Source organism: Geobacillus zalihae NBRC 101842 (genome assembly GCF_001544135.1).
Classification (GTDB): Bacteria; Bacillota; Bacilli; order Bacillales; family Anoxybacillaceae; genus Geobacillus; species Geobacillus zalihae.
On the sequence record NZ_BCPV01000004.1, the window covers coordinates 19,501 to 39,586 of the forward strand.

Annotated in this window: 17 protein-coding genes, 1 pseudogene and 1 riboswitch; of the genes and pseudogenes, 14 read left to right on the top strand and 4 right to left on the bottom strand. The window is 52.0% G+C overall.

The window, feature by feature from the left end; genetic code table 11:
• The first annotated feature begins 155 nt into the window (after positions 1 to 155).
• From GZ1_RS03205 to GZ1_RS03225, 5 genes are all read left to right on the top strand, one after another.
• Positions 156 to 1,430: a sugar ABC transporter substrate-binding protein gene (locus GZ1_RS03205; protein WP_015374068.1), complete on the top strand. Its 1,275-nt coding sequence runs from the start codon at positions 156 to 158 to the stop codon at positions 1,428 to 1,430.
• Positions 1,431 to 1,499: 69 nt separating this feature from the next.
• Complete coding sequence (locus tag GZ1_RS03210) at positions 1,500 to 2,780, top strand: carbohydrate ABC transporter permease (RefSeq protein ID WP_033005602.1); 1,281 nt, start codon at positions 1,500 to 1,502, stop codon at positions 2,778 to 2,780.
• Positions 2,780 to 3,622, top strand: coding sequence for a sugar ABC transporter permease (locus tag GZ1_RS03215; protein ID WP_033005605.1), 843 nt, complete (start codon positions 2,780 to 2,782; stop codon positions 3,620 to 3,622). Before GZ1_RS03210 ends, GZ1_RS03215 begins: the two co-directional genes overlap by 1 nt.
• 71 nt (positions 3,623 to 3,693) lie before the next feature.
• Positions 3,694 to 5,229 carry an alpha-amylase family glycosyl hydrolase gene (locus GZ1_RS03220; protein WP_060787852.1) on the top strand — a complete coding sequence of 512 codons (1,536 nt, stop codon included), beginning with the start codon at positions 3,694 to 3,696 and terminating at the stop codon, positions 5,227 to 5,229.
• A gap of 18 nt (positions 5,230 to 5,247) precedes the next feature.
• On the top strand, positions 5,248 to 6,267 hold the full coding sequence (locus GZ1_RS03225) for a LacI family DNA-binding transcriptional regulator (RefSeq protein WP_013146183.1): 1,020 nt from the start codon (positions 5,248 to 5,250) through the stop codon (positions 6,265 to 6,267).
• A 156-nt stretch (positions 6,268 to 6,423) separates the two neighbouring features.
• On the opposite strand, the gene GZ1_RS03230 is transcribed toward GZ1_RS03225, so the two are convergent.
• The gene (locus tag GZ1_RS03230) at positions 6,424 to 6,702 is read right to left on the bottom strand and encodes an ATP-binding protein (protein ID WP_033011693.1); all 279 of its coding nucleotides are present in this window, start codon (positions 6,700 to 6,702) and stop codon (positions 6,424 to 6,426) included.
• Between the two features lie 33 nt (positions 6,703 to 6,735).
• Between GZ1_RS03230 and GZ1_RS03235 the strand changes: the two are divergent.
• Positions 6,736 to 7,017, top strand: a pseudogene (locus GZ1_RS03235) (RNA-guided endonuclease TnpB family protein); the annotation flags it as partial.
• 373 nt (positions 7,018 to 7,390) lie between these two features.
• On the opposite strand, the gene GZ1_RS03240 reads toward GZ1_RS03235, so the two are convergent.
• Complete coding sequence (locus tag GZ1_RS03240) at positions 7,391 to 8,254, bottom strand: SDR family oxidoreductase (protein WP_015374074.1); 864 nt, start codon at positions 8,252 to 8,254, stop codon at positions 7,391 to 7,393.
• 230 nt (positions 8,255 to 8,484) lie between these two features.
• Between GZ1_RS03240 and GZ1_RS03245 the strand changes: the two genes are divergently transcribed.
• Both GZ1_RS03245 and GZ1_RS03250 read left to right on the top strand, forming a co-directional pair.
• On the top strand, positions 8,485 to 8,778 hold the full coding sequence (locus GZ1_RS03245; protein ID WP_033005228.1) for an AbrB/MazE/SpoVT family DNA-binding domain-containing protein: 294 nt from the start codon (positions 8,485 to 8,487) through the stop codon (positions 8,776 to 8,778).
• Positions 8,779 to 8,802: 24 nt separating this feature from the next.
• Positions 8,803 to 9,222 (top strand): type II toxin-antitoxin system VapC family toxin, encoded by a 420-nt coding sequence (locus tag GZ1_RS03250; protein ID WP_060787853.1) that lies wholly within the window; start codon positions 8,803 to 8,805, stop codon positions 9,220 to 9,222.
• A gap of 162 nt (positions 9,223 to 9,384) precedes the next feature.
• On the opposite strand, the gene metH is transcribed toward GZ1_RS03250, so the two are convergent.
• Both metH and GZ1_RS03260 read right to left on the bottom strand, forming a co-directional pair.
• A complete protein-coding gene (metH, locus tag GZ1_RS03255) occupies positions 9,385 to 12,795 on the bottom strand; it encodes a methionine synthase (protein ID WP_060787854.1) in 3,411 nt (1,136 codons plus the stop codon).
• Positions 12,788 to 14,635, bottom strand: a complete 1,848-nt coding sequence (locus GZ1_RS03260) for a bifunctional homocysteine S-methyltransferase/methylenetetrahydrofolate reductase (protein ID WP_060787855.1) — start codon at positions 14,633 to 14,635, stop codon at positions 12,788 to 12,790. The genes metH and GZ1_RS03260 overlap by 8 nt, the downstream gene beginning before the upstream one ends.
• 71 nt (positions 14,636 to 14,706) lie before the next feature.
• Positions 14,707 to 14,809: riboswitch (SAM riboswitch) on the bottom strand.
• Positions 14,810 to 15,116: 307 nt separating this feature from the next.
• On the opposite strand from GZ1_RS03260, the gene GZ1_RS19165 reads away from it, so the two are divergent.
• From GZ1_RS19165 to GZ1_RS03285, 6 genes are all read left to right on the top strand, one after another.
• Entirely contained in the window at positions 15,117 to 15,287 is a 171-nt protein-coding gene (locus GZ1_RS19165) for a hypothetical protein (protein ID WP_015374078.1), read from the top strand.
• Between the two features lie 191 nt (positions 15,288 to 15,478).
• Positions 15,479 to 16,129 carry an ABC transporter ATP-binding protein gene (locus GZ1_RS03265; RefSeq protein WP_011230225.1) on the top strand — a complete coding sequence of 217 codons (651 nt, stop codon included), beginning with the start codon at positions 15,479 to 15,481 and terminating at the stop codon, positions 16,127 to 16,129.
• Positions 16,130 to 16,251: 122 nt separating this feature from the next.
• Positions 16,252 to 17,313, top strand: a complete 1,062-nt coding sequence (locus GZ1_RS03270) for an ABC transporter ATP-binding protein (protein WP_041470407.1) — start codon at positions 16,252 to 16,254, stop codon at positions 17,311 to 17,313.
• Entirely contained in the window at positions 17,310 to 18,119 is an 810-nt protein-coding gene (locus tag GZ1_RS03275; RefSeq protein WP_060787856.1) for an ABC transporter permease, read from the top strand. Before GZ1_RS03270 ends, GZ1_RS03275 begins: the two co-directional genes overlap by 4 nt.
• Positions 18,116 to 18,919, top strand: coding sequence for an ABC transporter permease (locus GZ1_RS03280; protein WP_060787857.1), 804 nt, complete (start codon positions 18,116 to 18,118; stop codon positions 18,917 to 18,919). Before GZ1_RS03275 ends, GZ1_RS03280 begins: the two co-directional genes overlap by 4 nt.
• A complete protein-coding gene (locus GZ1_RS03285) occupies positions 18,920 to 19,993 on the top strand; it encodes an ABC transporter substrate-binding protein (protein WP_060787858.1) in 1,074 nt (357 codons plus the stop codon).
• Positions 19,994 to 20,086: the final 93 nt, after the last annotated feature.

Genomic DNA, 20,086 nt, shown 5'->3' on the forward strand with positions numbered 1-20,086 from the left:
TTTTATAGAAAAAAGGCTTGTAAAATGAAAAATAAGCGTTATAATGGAGATGAGTGGTGCAATCGTTTTCATAGAAAGGATTAAAACTTATTTGCGCAAACGTTTTCCTTATGATTGTACCGCTAAGATTCCGTCATGATGACAGGAGGGGGATTATGAGAAAAGCGTTATCTTTCTTTCTCATGGCCGTGTTGTTGATTGGCGTGCTGGGTGCCTGCGGTCCCAAGCGCGATGTCCAGCAGCCGAAAGGAAACGACCAAAAGACGGCAGAACAGGACAAAAAGCCAGAGAAACTCGTCGTGTGGGTGAACGATGATGAAAAACAAAAACAAGCGTTAAAGGATATTTTTCAAAAGTACACAGAAAAAACCGGAATCAAAATCGAGATGGTTGGGGTCAACATGCTCGATCAAACGAAAAAACTAGCGCTCGACGGACCGGCTGGCAAAGGGCCGGATGTGTTCTACCAGCCGCATGACCGCATCGGCGACATTGTGCTGCAAGGATTGGCCGATCCAGTCGACCTTGGCGATGCGAAAGGCGAGTACAGTCCGACAGCCATCAACGCGGTCACCTATGACGGGAAAACGTACGGCGTGCCGATGGTCGTCGAAACGTACGGCGTGTTCTACAATAAAAACTTAGTTTCAGAAGCGCCGAAAACGATGGAAGACTTGATGAAGATCGCCAAGGAAAAAACGAATGCAGCGAAAGACCAATATGGCTTTTTAATGGAAGCAGCCAACTTCTATTTTGTCTATCCGTTCTTCGCCGGATACGGCGGCTATGTGTTTAAAAATGAAAACGGCAAATACGACATAAGCGACATTGGGCTCGCGAATGATGGAGCCGTCAAAGGAGCCGAGCTCGTCCAATCGTGGTTTAAAAACGGCTACATTCCGAAAGAAATCACCGGCGATATTATGAACGGGCTGTTTACGAAAGGAAATGTGGCGGTTGCCATCACCGGACCATGGAACATCGCGTCGTATAAAGAAGCGTTGGGCGACAAATTAGCGACCGCACCGTTGCCGGTCTTAGACAACGGCGAGCATCCGAAATCGTTCGTCGGCGTGAAAACATGGATGTTATCAGCCTATTCACAAAACAAAGAATGGGCGGTCGATTTCATGAAATTTGTGACGAACGAAGAAAATTCGCTCCATTACTATGAAGTGGCAGGTGAAATGCCGGCGAATGAAAAAGCGTTGACAAATGAGAAAATTACGAACGACCCGCTGATCGCCGGCTTTGCGGAGCAAATCCAATACGGCGAGCCGATGCCGAACGTGCCGGAAATGTCGCAAGTGTGGGAGCCGATGGGCAATGCCTTGCAATTTATCGCGAAAGGCGACAACCCGAAAGCGGTGCTGAGTGAGGCGGTCAAAACGATTCAAGATAAAATCGCCGCCAGCGGCGCTGGAAAATAACGCGTGATATCGTGGTGGATAGGATCAGCCCTATCCACCATTCTTATCCATACGATAGGGGGGATTGGAATGCCGGAAGCAAACGTCCGCCATCGGCCGGCGGTGGCGATGGCGCTGTCGCTGTTGTTTGCCGGCCTTGGGCAATTGTACAACCGCCGGTATGTCAAAGGCATCTTGTTCATCATCATTGAGGCTTCGTTTTTGCTGACGTTTTATAACTTTTTGAACATCGGGCTGTGGGGACTCGTCACGCTTGGCGAAATCCCGATGCTTGATCATTCGATTTTTCTCTTGATTCAAGGATTGGTTTCGGTCATCATCATCGCTTTTGCCGCCGCCCTGCATATTGCGAACATCATTGATGCGCGCAACGATGCCCGCCGCCGGCAACGCGGCGAGCCGTTCCCATCGCTGATCGAATCGTGCCGTCATGCGTGGGATCGGGGGTTTCCGTACATCTTTGTGACGCCCGGGCTTGTGATGCTGTTGTTTATCGTGGTGCTGCCGCTGTTGTTTATGGTGTCGCTCGCGTTTACCGACTACAACTTGTACCACTCGCCGCCGCGCCATTTGTTGAATTGGGTTGGGTTGGAAAACTTCAAAAACTTAGTGTCGATTCCGATTTGGAAAAGCACGTTTTTTAGCGTTCTCGCCTGGACGATCGTTTGGACCGTGGTGGCGACAACGGCGCAAATCGCCCTTGGCCTGTTTTTGGCGCTCCTTGTCAACGACCCGCGCATCAAGTTCAAGCGGTTCATCCGCACGGTGTTGATTTTGCCGTGGGCCGTGCCAGCGTTTGTCACGATTTTGGTGTTTGCGGCGATGTTCAACGACAAATTCGGAGCCATCAACCGCGAAGTGTTGAGTTTGTTTGGGGTGTCGATCCCGTGGATGACCGATCCGTTTTGGACGAAAGTGGCGCTTATTTTGATTCAAACGTGGCTTGGCTTCCCGTTCGTCTTTGCGTTGTTTACCGGCGTTTTGCAAAGCATTTCCCGCGACTGGTACGAAGCGGCCGACATCGACGGAGCGACGCGCTGGCAAAAGTTCAAATCGATCACGCTGCCGCACGTCTTGTATGCGACGGCGCCGCTGTTGATTATGCAATATGCCGGCAACTTCAACAACTTTAACATCATCTATTTGTTCAACGACGGGGGACCCGCCGTGCGCGGACAAAACGCCGGGGGGACGGACATTCTCATTTCATGGGTGTACGATTTGACGTTCACGACGAACAACTACAATATGGCGGCGGCGATCTCGCTCATCATCGGCTTGATCGTCAGCGGGTTTGCCATTTACCAGTTCCGGCGCACCCGTTCCTTTAAAGAGGAGGGGAACATTTGATGAACCGCAAATGGAAATCGCGCGTGGAAGTAGCGCTTATTTATTTGTTTATCGCCTTCATGTTTGTCGTCATCGCCTATCCGCTCCTTTGGACGATCAGCATGTCGCTCAATCCAGGAACGAGCCTGTATTCGGCATCGCTCATCCCGGAGAAGTGGTCGTTTGAACACTACAAGTGGCTGTTTACAAGCCCAGAGAGCGACTATTTGCTTTGGTATAAAAACAGCTTGTTTGTCGCGGCGGCCAATGCGGCGTTGTCCGTCTTGTTTACGGCGCTCATCGCCTATGCGTTTTCGCGCTACAAATTCGTCGGGCGGAAAACGGGGCTGTATTTGTTTTTAGTGTTGCAAATGTTTCCGTCGCTCATGGCGATGGTCGCGATCTATATTTTGCTCAATATGCTCCATTTGCTCGATTCGCTGTGGGGGCTCATTCTCATTTATGTAGGCGGACAAATTCCGTTTAACGCCTGGCTGGTCAAAGGCTACTTTGATACGATTCCGCGCGAGCTGGATGAGGCGGCGCGCATCGACGGCGCCGGGCATTTCGGCGTCTTTTTCCGCATTATGCTGCCTTTGGCCAAGCCGATTTTGGCCGTTGTCGCGTTGTTCAACTTTATGGCGCCGTTCACCGACTTTTTGCTGCCGTCGATCGTCTTGCGCGACCCGGATAAATTTACATTGGCGGTCGGGCTGTTTAACTTCATCAGCGACCGGTTTGCGAACAACTTCACCCGCTTTGCCGCCGGCTCGATTTTGATTGCCGCGCCGATCGCCGTCGTCTTTTTGTTCCTGCAACGGTATTTGATTTCCGGCTTAACGGCCGGTGGCACAAAAGGGTAAGAACCGCTATCATAAATAGTGGGCTTACCCGTTTCCGAATGAGCAAATGAATCGGGAAGGGAGGAATGGAAATGGGGAACCGGCTCTTTATGCTGCTCGTCCTTCCGTTCCTTCTTTTTTATGCCATGCCGGCTGCGGCGGCGGAGAAAGAAGAACGGACGTGGCAAGATGAAGCCATTTATTTCATTATGGTCGACCGGTTTAACAATATGGATCCGACAAACGACCAGAACGTGAATGTGAACGATCCGAAAGGGTATTTCGGCGGCGACTTGAAAGGGGTGACGGCGAAACTCGATTACATCAAGGAGATGGGATTTACCGCCATTTGGCTGACGCCGATTTTTAAAAACATGCCGGGCGGTTATCATGGCTATTGGATTGAAGATTTTTATCAAGTCGATCCGCACTTTGGCACGCTGGGCGATTTGAAAACACTCGTCAAAGAAGCGCACAAGCGCGACATGAAAGTCATTTTGGATTTTGTCGCCAACCATGTCGGTTACAATCACCCATGGTTACATGACCCAACGAAAAAAGATTGGTTTCACCCGAAAAAAGAGATTTTCGACTGGAACGACCAAACACAGCTTGAAAACGGCTGGGTGTATGGGTTGCCTGATTTGGCGCAGGAAAATCTAGAGGTCAAAACGTATTTAATTGACGCTGCCAAATGGTGGATTAAAGAGACCGACATTGACGGCTACCGGCTCGATACAGTGCGCCACGTGCCGAAATCGTTTTGGCAGGAGTTTGCGAAAGAAGTCAAATCGGTGAAACAAGACTTTTTCCTTCTTGGCGAAGTGTGGAGCGACGATCCGCGCTATATTGCGGAATACGGCAAATACGGCATCGACGGATTTGTCGATTACCCGCTGTATGGCGCGGTGAAGCAGTCGCTTGCTAGGCGCGATGCGTCACTGCGCCCGCTGTATGATGTCTGGGAATACAACAAAACGTTTTACGACCGACCGTATTTGCTCGGGTCGTTTTTGGACAACCATGATACCGTGCGGTTTACGAAGCTCGCGATTGACAACCGCAACAATCCGATTTCACGCATCAAGCTGGCGATGACGTATTTGTTCACCGCCCCCGGCATCCCGATCATGTATTACGGAACGGAAATCGCCATGAACGGCGGCGAAGACCCGGACAACCGCCGCTTGATGGATTTCCGCGCCGATCCGGAGATCATCGATTACTTGAAAAAAATCGGCCCGCTCCGCCAACAGCTGCCGTCTTTGCGGCGCGGCGATTTTACGCTCCTGTATGAAAAAGACGGCATGGCGGTGTGGAAACGGCAATATGAAGATGAAACAACGGTTATCGCCATCAACAACACGGGCGAAACGCAGCACGTTCACCTAACGAACGACCAGTTGCCAAAAAACAAAGAGCTGCGCGGCTTTTTATTGGACGATCTCGTCCGCGGCGATGATGACGGCTACGACCTTGTGCTCGATCGCGAAACGGCGGAAGTATACAAGCTGCGGGAAAAAACGGGGATCAACGTTCCGTTTATCGCCGCCATCGTATCGGTTTACGTGTTGTTTCTTTTGTTTTTGTATTTGGTGAAAAAACGGGCGAAGCGGATGCCGGAATAGAGGGAAAGGAGGGACCTTATGACCGTTACGATTAAAGATGTGGCGAAACGAGCGAACGTTGCGCCGTCAACCGTCTCGCGCGTCATCGCCGACAGCCCGCGCATCAGCGAGAAGACGAAACAGCGGGTGCGCGAAGCGATGAAAGAGCTCGGCTATCACCCGAACTTTATTGCTCGCAGCCTCGCGAGCCAAATGACGCAAGTGATCGGCATCGTCATGCCGAGCTCCGCCGACCAAGCGCTGCAAAACCCGTTTTTCCCGGAAGTCATCCGCGGCATCAGCAAAGCCGCCCATGAAAAGCGATATGCTTTGCAAATGTCGACCGGAGAGAAAGAGAACGACATTTACGAGCGAGTCGTGGAGATGCTGCAAGGACGGCGCGTCGACGGCGTTATTTTGCTTTACTCGCGGCAAAACGATAAGCTCATGAAGTACTTGTTAAAGCATGGCTTTCCGTTCGTCGTCATCGGCAAACCGCACCAAAAAGCGGAACAAGTGACCCATGTCGACAACGACAACGTCCAGGCGGGGAAAGATGCGGCAAACTGGTTGATCGCTCGCGGGCACGAACGCATCGCGTTTGTCGGCGGCAATCCGCAATATTTGGTGACCGTCGACCGCCAAACCGGCTACGCCGCGGCCTTGCAGGAGGCGGGGCTTCCGTACCGGCCGGAATACGTCGTCCATGCAGAATTTTTGCAGGAAGGCGGCCAAGAGGCGATGAAGGAGCTTCTTTCGTTGCCTGAGCCGCCGACCGGGCTTGTCGTCGCTGATGATCTCATGGCGCTCGGCATCTTGAAAACGCTTGATGAAATGGGGCTTGGCGTCCCGGAAGATGTTTCGATCGTCAGCTTCAACAACACGCTGCTCGCCGAAATGTCGCGTCCGCCGCTCACGTCGGTTGACATCGGCATTTTTCAGCTCGGCTATGAAGCGGCGAAAAGTTTAATTGAGAAAATCACCAACCCGAATGAACCGATCAAGCGCATCATCATTCCCCACCGGCTTGTGGAGCGGGGGTCGTGTGCACAGCGTTAGAAAGAAGCGGTGTTGGCAAAGAGACGTCCGTCGTATTGGCGGGCGTTTTTTCGTTTTCGGGCATGATCACGGTTTCTTTTGGGATCATCATGCAAAAGCATAATGGACAGTGTATGTTCAAGCTTGGAAGGAAGAAACGAAAAAATTAAGGGAAAATTAAGCAACCCTTTGGATAATCGGAGTGTCGATGCTTATTTGACTTGGCAAGTCTTGTTTCCCGATCCCTTTCCCGGTGTTTTTTATGGAAAATACAATATGACGTTTTGATTTCATGAGAGATAGATCGATCTTCCCGTTTTCATTTGTATATTTGATGGCATTCTCAAATAAAATGGCGATCACCTGTTTGATTCTTTCTGGATCACTTTTTATCATGACGTCAGGTTCAATGGAACACGTGAGCTGAATATGTTTGTCAGTCACGGCAGCTTCCATGTACAATATCACATCATGAATCGCGTTGCTTAAAAAGAAGTGGACAGCCTTGCGCTGGCAAACGCCCAATTGAATTTGCAGAAAGCGTTTCAACACTTCTTTTCTAGCCGCGCTAGATTTCCTAAGTTCAAAAACCGCAAGGCGAAACAGTCGTACACCACAAATATGGTGAATGGCAACATCAAGCTTTCAGATGGCTATATCAAGCTGCCCAAACTGAAATGGATCAAGTTCAAGCAACACCGGGAGATTCCTGCCCACCATATCATCAAGGCTTGTACGATCACGAAAACCAAAACAGGAAAAGTGTTCATTGAATTTGCAGCAAAGCCTGTTACCGCTCCTAACGAGGTGACAAGTGCTGTGCCGAGCGTGATCGCGACGGCTTTCGTTTTGGCTGTCTTCATAGATAATACTTTGTTGAGCATGGTGATACCTCCTTGAGATTATGGTTGTAAGCGGCCGCCTTACAGTTATGATGATAAACGATCTACCTTTAGTGAACCTTTAACGTGAAAAAAAAAATCCACCCCATTCCGGAGTGGACGGAGAGAAGAGGGGCACCTTGTAAAGAAGTAGAGGAACATCGTAGCTTTATCGTACTCGTTTTTTTACAATCACGCCATATTTTTGTGAGAAAAGGTAACGCGATTTTGTTAAAAATGATTGGCAACAGCGGTGGCTGCGGTCAATCGCTGATGAACTTGCCGCCATTTACATGAAGCATTTGCCCGGTCATGTACGACGATTCGTCGCTCGCCAAAAAGACGTAGCACGGGGCGACTTCGCACGGTTGGCCGGGACGTTTCATCGGGGTGTTGGCGCCGAATGTGGCGACTTGCTCGCTTTTGAACGTCGACGGGATGAGCGGCGTCCAAATCGGGCCTGGGGCGACGCCATTGACGCGAATGCCTTGGCCGACGAGCGCTTTGGCGAGCGAGCGGGTGAAGGCGACGATCGCCCCTTTTGTCGCCGAGTAGTCGATGAGCTGTTCGTTTCCTTCGTAGGCGGTGACCGAAGCGGTGTTGATAATGGCGCTTCCGTTCTTTAAGTGCGGGAGCGCCGCTTTCGTTAGGAAAAAGCAGCCGAATACGTTCGTGCGAAACGTTTTTTCCAGCTGCGCGGCGGTGATGTTGAGAAAGTTCGGCTGCGGGTGCTGTTCAGCGGCGTTATTGACGACGATATCGAGCTTGCCGAACGCTTCGATCGTCTGTTTCACCGCTTCTTTGCAAAACGCTTCATCCCCGATGTCTCCCGCCATCGCCAGGCACCGTCTTCCTTCCTGTTCGACAAGCCGTTTCGTTTCTTCGGCGTCTTCATGTTCGTTGAGATAGATGATCGCCACATCGGCTCCTTCCTTGGCAAAATGGACCGCGACCGCCCGGCCGATGCCGCTGTCGCCGCCGCTGATGATGGCGACTCTGTTTTCGAGCTTGCCGCTTCCTTTATAGGTGTCTTTGATGGTGACCGGCTGCGGGTTCATCTCCGTTTGCAGGCCGGGCTGGCGCGTCTGGTGCTGCGGGGGCAGCGTCGTTTGTTGCTTTGTGACCATGTTTGTTCCTCCTTAGCATGTATTGTCATCGTTAGTATGGGACGGAGGAGGGGAATTATGTGTGAAGAGGGGATGGACCGTGCTGTTCAATAGATCTGGAAATTTGGGGAACATGTTTTTCTCTTCTGTTTTTTCGTTTCTTGCCATAGAAGTCTTGGGGGATTAGACAATCTTTACTTTTTGATTAAGCAAAGATAAAATGATTAGCAAAGAGGGAAGGAGGATTTGTGATGAAGCCATCCTCACATGAAACGTATACGTATTACTCCACACTTTCTTCGAAACATCAAGTGACGATTCCAATGAAGATCAGAGAAGTGCTTGGGGCAGAACCGGGAGACCAAGTCGCGTTTGTTTATGGGGAAAATCAAGAGGTGACGTTAAAGGTGAAAAAGAAAGATGCGTTGCTATCTTTGTTCGGCACCATGCCGCCTAGGGGGGACAGTCGTCCGATGACATGGGAGGATATTCGCAAACAGGCGAAAGAGGAACGGATGTCCAAGAGGGAAAAAGACGTGGAGTAGATGATAGGGAGAAGAGGATAAAACGTGTATATTTTAGACACGAACATCATCATTCGTTTTTTAGCCAATGACGATGAGAAACAATCTTTGGTTGCCTATCGGGTATTTGAAAAGGCGGTCAACGGTGAATTTGCGTTTCTATTGCATCCTCTTGTCGTGGCGGAATGCTGCTGGGTGCTCGAGTCGAAACGGTACGGGTATACGAAAGGAGAAATCGCAAGTAAGCTGAAGCAAATCATGGAGGCTTCTTGTATTAAGACGATAGACAAAGAAGTTGTTGGAAAGGCATTGGACGATTACGCCCGTTGCAGTGTCGATTTTGCTGACGCGTATCTTTCGGCGCTGGCGCAGCACACTGCATCCATCCAAGGGATCATCACCTGGAACGAAAAAGATTTTCGTCGGCTTGGCGTGGAATGCTATATGCCTGAATCCATCATTTGAATCAATGATGGTTGACACTTGAACAAACATCGCGATTTTCCTAGATCGCCAATTCCTCGTCTTTTTTTGCTAAAAAACGGGAAACATCTCCGCGGCCAAGGGTTGGTGCGTAAAAAGCAAACGAGCTGGCTCACATAGTCCAGCTCGTTTCTCGTTCCCCGCTTATAACACATTGAAATACCGCGCTTCCGGATGGGCGAAGACGATCGCGGAAACCGATGCTTCGGGTTCCATCATATAGCCGTCGGTGAGACGGATGCCGATGTCTTCTGGATGAAGCAGACGGAACAGTTTCTCCTGGTCTTCCAAGTTCGGACAGGCCGGGTAGCCGAACGAGTAGCGCTGGCCTTGGTATTTGGCGGCGAAGCGCTCTTCCATCGTGAAATCCGGGTCGTCCGGGAAGCCCCAGCGGTCGCGCATAATTTGATGGACTCGTTCGGCGAACCCTTCGGCAATCTCGAGCGCCAACGCTTGGATGGCATGGCTTTTCAAAAATTCGCCTTCTTCCTTCCAGCGCTGGGCGAGTTCGCGGACGCCATGCCCGGCGGTGACGGCGAACAAACCGACGTAATCCATTTCGCCGCTTTCTTTCGATTTCAAATAATCGGCGAGGCAAAGATGCGGCGCCCGCGGCTGGCGCGGAAAGTCGAACATCTCGAGCACTGTTTTGCCGTCAGTCGGATCGTAAATGTAAACCCGGTTGCCGTCGCTTTGCGCCGGGAAGAAGCGGTAGACGCCGGCAGGCTGAATCCAGCGGCGCTCTTTCGCTTCGTGGACGAGTTCGTCGATGACCGCTTTTAACGCCAACGCTTTTTCGTCTTTCTCTTCAAGCAACCGTTTCACTTTTCCTTTCAAGCCGAGGTGGTGGCCGAGCACCATTTGCCAGTTGACGTACGGCAAAATGTGGTCAAGCGGCACATTTCGCAGCACGTGGCGCTCGAGATCGGCTGGGATGTAGACGGGAACGTCGGTCGAGACGTTCGATTTGACCGCTGTGACCACCGTCGTTTGCCGCGTTGGCTCGCTTTCGGCCGTTTCTTTTTTCTTGTAGTCAATCTCGCCCTGCTGGATTTGGTTGGCAAGGGCGAGCCCGTCCATGGCGTCTTTTGCGTACAAGACGATGCCGTCGTATTCGGGCGCGATTTTGTTTTCGGTAAATTTGCGCGTCAAGGCGGCGCCGCCGACTAAAATCGGGGTCGAGATGCCCGCTTGGCGCAAGTCTTGGGCGGTGACGACCATCTGTTGAGCCGATTTCACAAGCAAGCCCGACAACCCGATGATGTCCGGCTGATGTTCGCGCACCGCTTCAATGAGTTGCTGCGGAGCGACTTTAATGCCGAGGTCGATCACCTCGTAGCCGTTGTTGCTTAAAATGATGTCGACCAAGTTTTTGCCGATGTCATGCACATCGCCTTTGACGGTGGCGAGAATGACTTTTCCTTTTGTGCTTCCTTCTTTCTTTTCCATATACGGCTCTAAAAAGGCGACCGCTGCTTTCATCACTTCCGCGCTTTGCAATACTTCAGCGACGATAAGCTGGTTGTTGTTGAACAGCCGCCCGACTTCATCCATGCCGGCCATGAGCGGACCGTTGATGATGGACAGCGGATCGGAGTAGGTCTCAAGCGCCTTTTCCAAATCGGGAATGAGCCCGTCTTTCGACCCTTCAATAACGTAGCGGGCGAGCCGCTCTTCCAAGCTCAAGTTCGTCTGCGCCGGTTTGGCGGCGGTGATTTTGCTTCGGTAAAATTCGATAAAGGCGTTTAATGTTTCGTCGTTTGTGTCAAAAAGAAGCGCCTCAGCCATTCGCACTTCCTCTTCCGGAATCGAGGCGAACCGCTCCAATTTCTCGGTGTTGACGATGGCGTAATCGAGCCCGGCTTGCGTGCAATGGTACAAAAAGACGGAGTTGAGCACCTCGCGCCCGGCCGGCGGCAAGCCGAACGAGACGTTGCTGATGCCAAGCATCGTCAAGCAATGAGGCAGCCGCTCTTTAATGAGGCGGATGCCCTCAATGGTTTCTTTCGCCGCGCCGATGTATTGCTCATCGCCGGTGCCGACCGGGAAGACGAGCGGGTCGAAAATGATGTCGCGCTCGGGGACGCCGTAGCGGTTCACCAGCAAGTCATACGAACGCAAGGCGATTTCCAGCTTCCGTTCGGCGGTGACGGCCATTCCCTGTTCATCGATCGTGCCGACGACGACGGCGGCGCCGTATTGATGAAGCAGCGGCACGACTTTTGCAAACCGCTCCTCGCCGTCTTCCAAGTTGATCGAGTTAATGATCGCTTTTCCTTGCGAATAGGTGAGGGCGCGTTCAATGACGCGCTCGTCGGTCGAATCGATGACAAGCGGCACTTTCACTTTTTTCACGACTTCGCGGACGAACTGCTCCATGTCATGGAGTTCGTCGCGGTCTGGGTCGGCGAGGCAAATGTCGATGACATGGGCGCCGTTTTTCACTTGGGCGCGGGCGATTTCCGCCGCTTCTTCGTATTTCCCTTCGGCGATGAGGCGCTTGAATTTGCGCGAGCCGATCACGTTTGTCCGCTCGCCGACAAAGAGCGGACGCATCGTTTCATCATAGATGAGCGCCTCGATGCCGGAAACGGCGTGGACATCAAACGAAGACGGAATCGCCCGCGGCGGGAGATCACGCACCGCTTCGGCAATGGCGCGGATATGATCCGGCGTCGTGCCGCAACACCCGCCGACGATGTTGATCCATCCCTTTTCGGCAAAGCGGCGGATTTTCTCTGCCAACATCTCCGGCGTTTCATGATAGCGGCCTTCCTCATCCGGCAGACCGGCGTTCGGGTAGCAGCTGACCGCCGTGTCAGCGAGCGAGGCGAGCGTGCGCAAATGGTCGGTCATAAACTCCGGACCGGTTGCGCAGTTTAAGCCGACGGCGATCGGCTTCATATGGCGCACCGAGATGAAAAACGCATCGATCGCCTGCCCGGCGAGCGTCGTGCCCATCGGCTCGATCGTGCCGGAAATCATGAGCGGCACGCGGCGGCCGACCGCCTCAAACGCCTTGGAAATGCCGAGAAATCCGGCTTTTACGTTCAACGTATCTTGGCACGTCTCCAGCAACAGAAGATCGACGCCGCCCAACAGCAGCCCGCGCGCTTGTTCTTCATAGGCGGCGACGAGTTCCTCAAAGGTCGCGCCGCCTGTCACCGACAACGTCTTCGTCGTCGGCCCCATCGACCCGGCGACAAAGCGCGGCCAGTCCGGGGTGGAGAACGACTCAGCCGTTTGTTTGGCGAGTTTGGCCGCTTCGATGTTCAGCTCAAGCGCCAAATGACCGAGGCCATATTCGTCAAGCACGATGCGTGTCGCTCCGAACGTGTTCGTTTCAATGATATCAGCACCGGCTTCTAGGTACGCTTCATGAATGCGGCGGATGACATGCGGGGCGGTGAGGGTCAAATATTCGTTGCACCCTTCATACGCCTCGCCGCCAAAATCGGCGGTTGATAGGTTGGCGCTTTGGATCATCGTCCCCATCGCGCCGTCAATGACGAGAATTTTTCGCTGCAGCTGCTGTTCTAAGGTGACGTTAGCCATGAACAACCTTCCTTTCTTTGGCGGCCGCTTCTTTTTCGTGAATGTAGCGGACGAGCTCGACCGTCATGTCGTAGCGCAAGAACGGCGTGATCAAATAAATGCCGTTAAACAAATCAAACGCCGCGTCAATGAGCGATTTGGCGATGGCAATTCCTTCGCGCGCCGCTTCTACTGGGTCGCTGCCGCAGGCGGCCATGCGGGCGCGAATCTCGTCCGACAGGGTGATCCCCGGCACTTCATGGTGCAAAAACTCGGCGTTGCGCGCGCTTACTAGCGGCATAATGCCGATGTAGATCGGCGTGGCGAGATGTTTCGTTGTTTCGTATATTTGCACGATTTTTTCTTCCGAGTAAACCGGCTGGGTCAAGAAATAGTGGGCGCCGCATTGAATTTTTTTCTCCATTCGCTCGACCGCTTTATCCAAATGGCGGACGTTCGGATTGAAGGCCGCACCGATCGAGAAGTTCGTTTTTTGCCCGAGCGGTTTGCCCGAGTACGATAATCCCTCGTTGAATTGGCTGATTAGGCGGATGAGATCGAATGACGACACATCATACACGGACGTCGCTCCCGGGAAATCGCCGATTTTCGACGGGTCGCCGGTAATGGCGAGCACATCGGTGATGCCGAGCGTATGCAACCCCATCAAATGCGACTGCAGGCCGATCAAGTTGCGGTCGCGGCACGTAATATGCACGAGCGGGCGGACGCCGAGCCGCTCTTTCACGATCGTGGCGACGGCGGCGTTGCTGATGCGCGGCGTGGCAAGTGAGTTGTCAGCTAACGTCAGCGCGTCGATGCCAGCGTCATGGAGCGCTTTCGCCCCAGCGAGAAACTTGTCAATGCCGAGTTGCTTCGGCGGATCGAGTTCGACAATGACCGAGCGGCGCGTGCGGGCGAGCTCGGGAAGCGGAGTCGGCGCGGGCCGATCCGCTTGCACCGATACAGATGCCGTGCGCCGCTTCACCGTTTTTTCCGTCACCGGCGTCCGGTCGGCGAGCGCCTTTGCCATTGCCTCAATATGTTTCGGCGTCGTGCCGCAGCACCCGCCGATCAAGCGCACCCCTTGATCGCGGAACGCTTTGGCCGCCTCTTCAAAATATTCCGCGTTCGTCTCATAGACAAGCCGGCCATCGCGGTAATCCGGGAGGCTGGCGTTCGGATACGCCGACAAAAACGCCTGCTTCGGCAGCGGCACTTCCTCGAGCGACCGAAGCATATGATATGGACCGAGACGACAGTTCAGTCCGACGACATCGGCCCCGAGCGCCTCTAGGCGGGCAAGGGCGTCCGCGAGCGGCGTGCCGTCTTGCAAAACGCCGACTTCATGGAGCGACACATGGGCGATGATCGGCAAATCCGTTTCTTTGCGGGCGATGGCAAGCACCGTCTCCAACTCTTCCAAATCGTAATACGTCTCGAACAGCACGCCATCAACCCCTTCAGCCAGCAGCACAAACAGCTGCTCGCGAAACGTCCGTTTCACTTCTTCGAGCGTGACGACGCTTTTGTTTAACGTGCGTAGCCCCCCGATCGTCCCGAGCACGTACGCCCGCCCGTTCGCCGCTTGCCTGGCGAGCCGCACCGCCGCGCGGTTGATGGCCGGCACCTCATCTTCAAGGCCGTAGCGGGCGAGTTTCACATAGTTGGCGCCGTATGTATTCGTCTGAATGACGTCGGCGCCCGCGGCGATATACGCTTCATGAATATGGACGATTTCATCTGGATTGGATAGATTCAATTCTTCAAAACAACGGTCAATGCCGTGCGAATATAAAAGCGTTCCCATCGCCCCGTCGGCGATGAGAATGCGCTCTTTCAACTCATCCAGCAATCCCACGTTCGATTCCCCCGTTTCTCCGTAGTAAAAGAAAAAAGCCTTCTATAAGAAGAAGACTTTTCATTCGCTTCTTCTTATCTTCCAGGCTTCCGCCTGTCTGGATTTAGCACCTTGGCCGCGGGCCAGGTTGCTGAGGGTTCACCGGGCCAGTCCCTCCCCCTCTCTTGATAAGAATGTCCGTATGCAATTGTGCGGTGACGTTTTGATGATTACTATATAATTTAATGTATTTTTCGAAATTATTCAATACGGTGAAGCAAGGAAATTTCAAAAAGAATTTCTTGGATCAACGCTTACCTTGTACCAAGCTCTTAAAAGCATCTCTGTTTCATTTCAATAGCATGAAATATGTCGAAATATGTAAAAAAGACAAAATTGTCGAACGATTTCTCTTTTTTTTTAGAGTCAAGGTGTATGATTAAAATGGATGATATTAACAAGGAATTTACTAGAAACCGCATCGCAGACAGGAGTGAAGTGGGTGAAACAATGGTCGTGGCCGTATTTTATTCTGATTAGCCTGCCGCTTGTTGTGTTGATTGGAGTTGCTTTTCGCCTAAAAGCGGCCAGCATGCCCATCAAAATAGGATTTATTGTATTGGTGCTGCTTTACGGCGGGGTTTATTCTCGTTTAGTGCGAAGGATGAGATAGACACAGAATGTTTTTGAAAAAAGTTTTGGCTCTTCACCACAACATGTACTTGACAAGCAATACAGCTTCCTGCACAAAGATTTGAAAAAATCACTGATTTGTTGATTTTCCCTTACAAGCGTAAATAGAGTTCAGAAAAAATCAAGTACAACTTTTGGTGAAGAGCCAAGCAGGAAAAGGGGAAGAAATAGATGGAACCGTTATTTTCATTGCAAAACTTGACGTATCGCTATGATGGGGGAGCCACGATTTTTCAGCAATTCTCATTTTCCATTTTTTCAGGGGAGACCGTGCTTCTCACCGGCCCCAATGGAGTGGGGAAAACGACTCTTTTGCATATTATTTCGGGATTGCTCGATAAAGGAGAGCTGCATTATCAAGCCTTTTATAAAGGCAATCCGATTCAGCTTCCCGACATGCGCGCTCATTTGTCTTATGTGACATCCGAGACTGTCATGTTTTCAAAATTGACGGGTTATGAAAATATCGAATGTTTCCGGCTTTTATGGAAGCTGGATCAACAGTACGTCCGCAAAGCGAACGAATTATGCAGTCTGCTTGGAATGGAGGAGATGCTCCCGCTCCCGGTGGATCAGTATTCATTAGGAACAAAACAAAAACTGCATATTGCGATTGCTTTAGCCCGCCCGGTCGAATTGTATTTGATGGATGAACCGTTCAATTCCCTTGATAGGCTAAGTCGCGATCGGTTGGCGGAGTGGATTCAAGGCGACCGTCAACATGCTTATCTCATTGCTTCTCACGTTCATCAAGAGCGCTTCCCTGGCTCCCGCATAATCTCGCTTACACGTCCAAACAATGAAGACAAAATAGAAAAATGACGGCGGGATCTTCAGGAAAAATTCAGTTTTCATACGTGTGATCAAGGATTTTTCCGTTGCACTTTCCACTCTCCTATGTTCTAATTAGGAATAGTGAACATCAAGAAGACGGGGGGCTGGAAGTGAACGGGGAAGAGATCATCCGCTTCGAGCGAGTGACGAAGGAATACGACGGAACGGTCGTATTGGATGACGTCAGTTTTGCGATGGAGCGCGGGAAGTTTTATACGCTGCTTGGCCCGTCAGGGTGCGGGAAGACGACGATTTTGCGGCTGATTGCCGGGTTTATCGAACCGACGGAAGGAACGATTTATTTCCACGGGAAGCCGATTCAAAACGTCCCGCCGAACAAACGGCAAGTCAACACTGTCTTTCAAGACTATGCGTTGTTTCCTCACCTCGATGTGTTTGAAAACGTGGCATTTGGCTTGCGCGTGAAAAAGATGAAAGAAGCGGACATCCGCCAAAAAGTGAGCGAAGCGCTCCGGTTTGTCAACTTGGAAGGCTATGAGCGCCGCCGCATTCAAGAGATGTCCGGCGGCCAACGCCAGCGCGTCGCCATTGCCCGGGCGATTGTCAATGAACCTGAGGTGTTGCTCTTGGATGAACCGCTGTCAGCCTTGGATTTGAAATTACGCACGGAAATGCAGTATGAATTGCGTGAGCTCCAACGTCGATTGGGCATTACGTTTATTTTTGTCACGCATGACCAAGAAGAAGCACTGGCGATGTCCGATTACATTTTTGTTCTGAATAAAGGGAAAATTCAGCAGTTCGGGACGCCGAAAGACATTTACGACGAGCCCATCAATCGATTCGTCGCCGATTTCATCGGGGAATCGAACATTTTGTCGGGGCGCATGATCGACGATTTCCTCGTCGAATTCGCGGGCAAGCGGTTTGTTTGCGTTGACCGCGGCTTTGCCCCGAACGAACCGGTTGATGTCGTTATCCGCCCGGAAGATTTGGAACTCGCAGCGCCGGAAGACGGGCAGATCGTCATCCGCGTCGATTCGCTCTTATTCCGCGGCGTCCATTACGAAATTTGCGGCTATGATGAAAACGGCAACGAATGGCTTGTCCATTCGACGAAAAAGGCGGAAGTCGGGGAAACGGTCGGCCTCCGTTTTGAACCGGAAGCGATTCACGTCATGCGAGTCGAAAGGGAGGATGAGGGCGCATGACGGAACGGGCGTGGCGAAACTGGTATTTAATCCCTTATGGCATTTGGCTTGTGCTGTTTGTCGTGGCCCCGATTGTCTTTTTGGTGTATGAATCGTTTTTGGATCTTGACGGCCATTGGACGGTGGCGAATTATGAAAACGTGTTGACGCCCATTTATTTGAAAATGATGGCGTATTCGTTTTGGTATGCGTTTTTAATCACGCTTGTGTCGCTGCTCATCGGCTATCCGACCGCCTATTGGCTGACGAAGACGCGCCACAAGCAGTTATGGCTGTTGTTGCTTATTTTGCCGATGTGGGTGAATTTGCTGCTGAAGGTGTATGCGTTTTTAGGGCTGCTCGGCACGTACGGGCTGGCCAACGCCCTGTTGCAGACGCTTGGCATTGGAGCGCGGCAGCTGTTGTTTACCGATTTCAGTTTTGTGTTTGTGTCGGTGTACATTTTTATTCCGTTTATGGTGCTACCGATTTTCAACGCGCTGGAGGAGCTGCCGCCATCGCTTGTCGATGCCGCCCGCGATTTGGGCGCTTCGGCTTGGACGACGTTCCGCCGCGTCGTCTTTCCGCTCACGCTTGGCGGAGTGAAGGCCGGCTGCCAAGCGGTGTTCATCCCGTCGTTGTCGTTGTTTATGATTACACGCCTTGTCGCTGGCAACCGCGTCATTACGCTCGGCACCGCCATTGAACAGCATTTTCTTGTCACCCAAAACTGGGGAATGGGGGCGACGATCGCTGTTGTGTTAATGATCGCGATGGCGGTCATCGTCGGCCTGACAGGAAGTGGAAGAAAAGAGGGAAGCCGATGAAACGGACGCATTGGTGGGGACGTGTGTACCTGTTAGCCGTGTTTGCCGTGATGTATACGCCGATTGTGTATTTGATGTATTATTCGTTCAACAGCGGCGGGACGATGCACGATTTTCAATCGTTCACGTTCAAATGGTACCGCGACGTGCTGTCCGACGACCGCTTGCTCATCATCGTTTTGAATACAATCGTCATCGCGCTGCTGTCGGCGGCGGTCGCGACCATACTTGGGGTCATCGGGGCGCTCGCCATTTACTATGTCAAGCGGCAGCGAACGAAAAACGCTCTTCTCGCTCTCAACAACGTGCTGATCGTCAGCCCAGACGTCATCATCGGCGCTTCGTTTTTGCTGCTGTTTACGATAGCCGGCATCAAGCTCGGCTTTACATCCGTGCTGTTGTCCCATATCGCATTCAGTGTGCCGATTGTCGTGTTGATGGTGCTGCCGAAACTCGAGGAAATGAGCCCGACGCTGATTGATGCGGCTAGAGATTTAGGAGCAGGGCCTTGGCAAGTGCTGTCCGGTGTGGTGCTGCCGTTTTTGGCCCCGAGCATATGGGCGGGCTTTTTCATGGCGCTCACGTATTCGCTTGATGACTTTGCCGTGACGTTTTTTGTCACGGGAAATGGATTCTCGACGCTGTCGGTGGAAATTTATTCGCGGGCGCGCCAAGGCATTTCGCTGTCCATTAACGCCCTGTCGACGCTGTTATTTTTATTTACGATGCTGCTTGTCATCGGTTATTATGTGCTCAGCCAAAAAGGCGGCCGAATGTACGGGATAGGGGGGCGAAAGTAGGTGAAACGGCTTGTCCAAGGATTTGCGGCCGTGTTCATCGCGGCGTTCGTCCTCATGTTCATCACCCACCGGTTGAACGAAGCGGAAGGGTACGGCGGAGGCAAAACGGTGACCGTTTACAACTGGGGCGATTACATCGACCCTGCGCTCATTCGAGAGTTTGAAAAAGAGACAGGGTGGAAAGTGATTTACCAAACGTTCGATTCCAACGAGGCGATGATGGCGAAAATCGCCCAAGGCGGGGCGACGTTTGATGTCGCCGTTCCGTCCGATTACGCCATCAGCAAAATGATCGAAGAAAAGCTGCTTCTGCCGCTTGATCACCGTAAGCTTCCCAATTTGCGATATATCGAGCCGCGGTTTCTCAACTTGCCGTTTGATCCGCACAACCGGTATTCCGTGCCGTATTTTTGGGGGACGGTCGGCATCGTCTACAACCGCGAGATGTTTGGCGGCAAAAGAATGACAAGCTGGAACGACTTATGGGATCCAAGCTTGCGCAATCAAATTTTGCTTGTCGACGGGGCGCGGGAAGTGATGGGGATGGCGCTAAACAGCCTCGGCTATTCGCTCAATGACACGAACAAAGCCCATTTGCAAGAAGCAAAGCGAAAGCTCGACCGGTTGATGCCGAACGTGAAGGCGATTGTCGGCGATGAAATCAAGCTGCTTCTCGCCAATGAAGAAGCGGCCGTTGGAGTCGTCTGGTCGGGCGATGCGGCGGAAATCATTGCGGAAAACGACAAACTCGACTATGTCGTGCCGAAAGAAGGATCCAACTTATGGTTTGACAACATGGTCATTCCGAAAACAGCGAAAAACATCGAAGGAGCGCACGCGTTCATCAACTTTATGCTCGACCCGAAACACGCGGCGCAAAACGCCGAGTATGTCGGCTATTCGACGCCGAATCGCGCGGCGCTTCGCTATTTGCCAAAAGACATCGCGGGCGATCGGCGCTTTTACCCCGATTTGGATTCAGCAGGGCATCTCGAAGTGTACGAAAACTTAGGAAAACACATGCTCGCCTACTACAACGAGCTGTTTTTGGAGTTTAAGATGCAGCAAAAGTAACCATATAGATGCAACGAAATCGTTTCACATATCCTTGACGAAAAAGTGGCTTATCCATTTTTGACTGTCGAAGGCACAAGCCACAGGCTTGCC

What these genes read in the sequence shown, in the direction of transcription:
- GZ1_RS03205 (WP_015374068.1), top strand. Translation starts at nt 156, where the DNA reads ATGAGAAAAGCGTTATCTTTCTTTCTCATGGCCGTGTTGTTGATTGGC.
- GZ1_RS03210 (WP_033005602.1), top strand. Translation starts at nt 1,500, where the DNA reads ATGCCGGAAGCAAACGTCCGCCATCGGCCGGCGGTGGCGATGGCGCTG.
- GZ1_RS03215 (WP_033005605.1), top strand. Translation starts at nt 2,780, where the DNA reads ATGAACCGCAAATGGAAATCGCGCGTGGAAGTAGCGCTTATTTATTTG.
- GZ1_RS03220 (WP_060787852.1), top strand. Translation starts at nt 3,694, where the DNA reads ATGGGGAACCGGCTCTTTATGCTGCTCGTCCTTCCGTTCCTTCTTTTT.
- GZ1_RS03225 (WP_013146183.1), top strand. Translation starts at nt 5,248, where the DNA reads ATGACCGTTACGATTAAAGATGTGGCGAAACGAGCGAACGTTGCGCCG.
- GZ1_RS03230 (WP_033011693.1), bottom strand. Translation starts at nt 6,702, where the DNA reads ATGGAAGCTGCCGTGACTGACAAACATATTCAGCTCACGTGTTCCATT.
- GZ1_RS03240 (WP_015374074.1), bottom strand. Translation starts at nt 8,254, where the DNA reads ATGGTCACAAAGCAACAAACGACGCTGCCCCCGCAGCACCAGACGCGC.
- GZ1_RS03245 (WP_033005228.1), top strand. Translation starts at nt 8,485, where the DNA reads ATGAAGCCATCCTCACATGAAACGTATACGTATTACTCCACACTTTCT.
- metH (WP_060787854.1), bottom strand. Translation starts at nt 12,795, where the DNA reads ATGGCTAACGTCACCTTAGAACAGCAGCTGCAGCGAAAAATTCTCGTC.
- GZ1_RS03265 (WP_011230225.1), top strand. Translation starts at nt 15,479, where the DNA reads ATGGAACCGTTATTTTCATTGCAAAACTTGACGTATCGCTATGATGGG.
- GZ1_RS03275 (WP_060787856.1), top strand. Translation starts at nt 17,310, where the DNA reads ATGACGGAACGGGCGTGGCGAAACTGGTATTTAATCCCTTATGGCATT.
- GZ1_RS03280 (WP_060787857.1), top strand. Translation starts at nt 18,116, where the DNA reads ATGAAACGGACGCATTGGTGGGGACGTGTGTACCTGTTAGCCGTGTTT.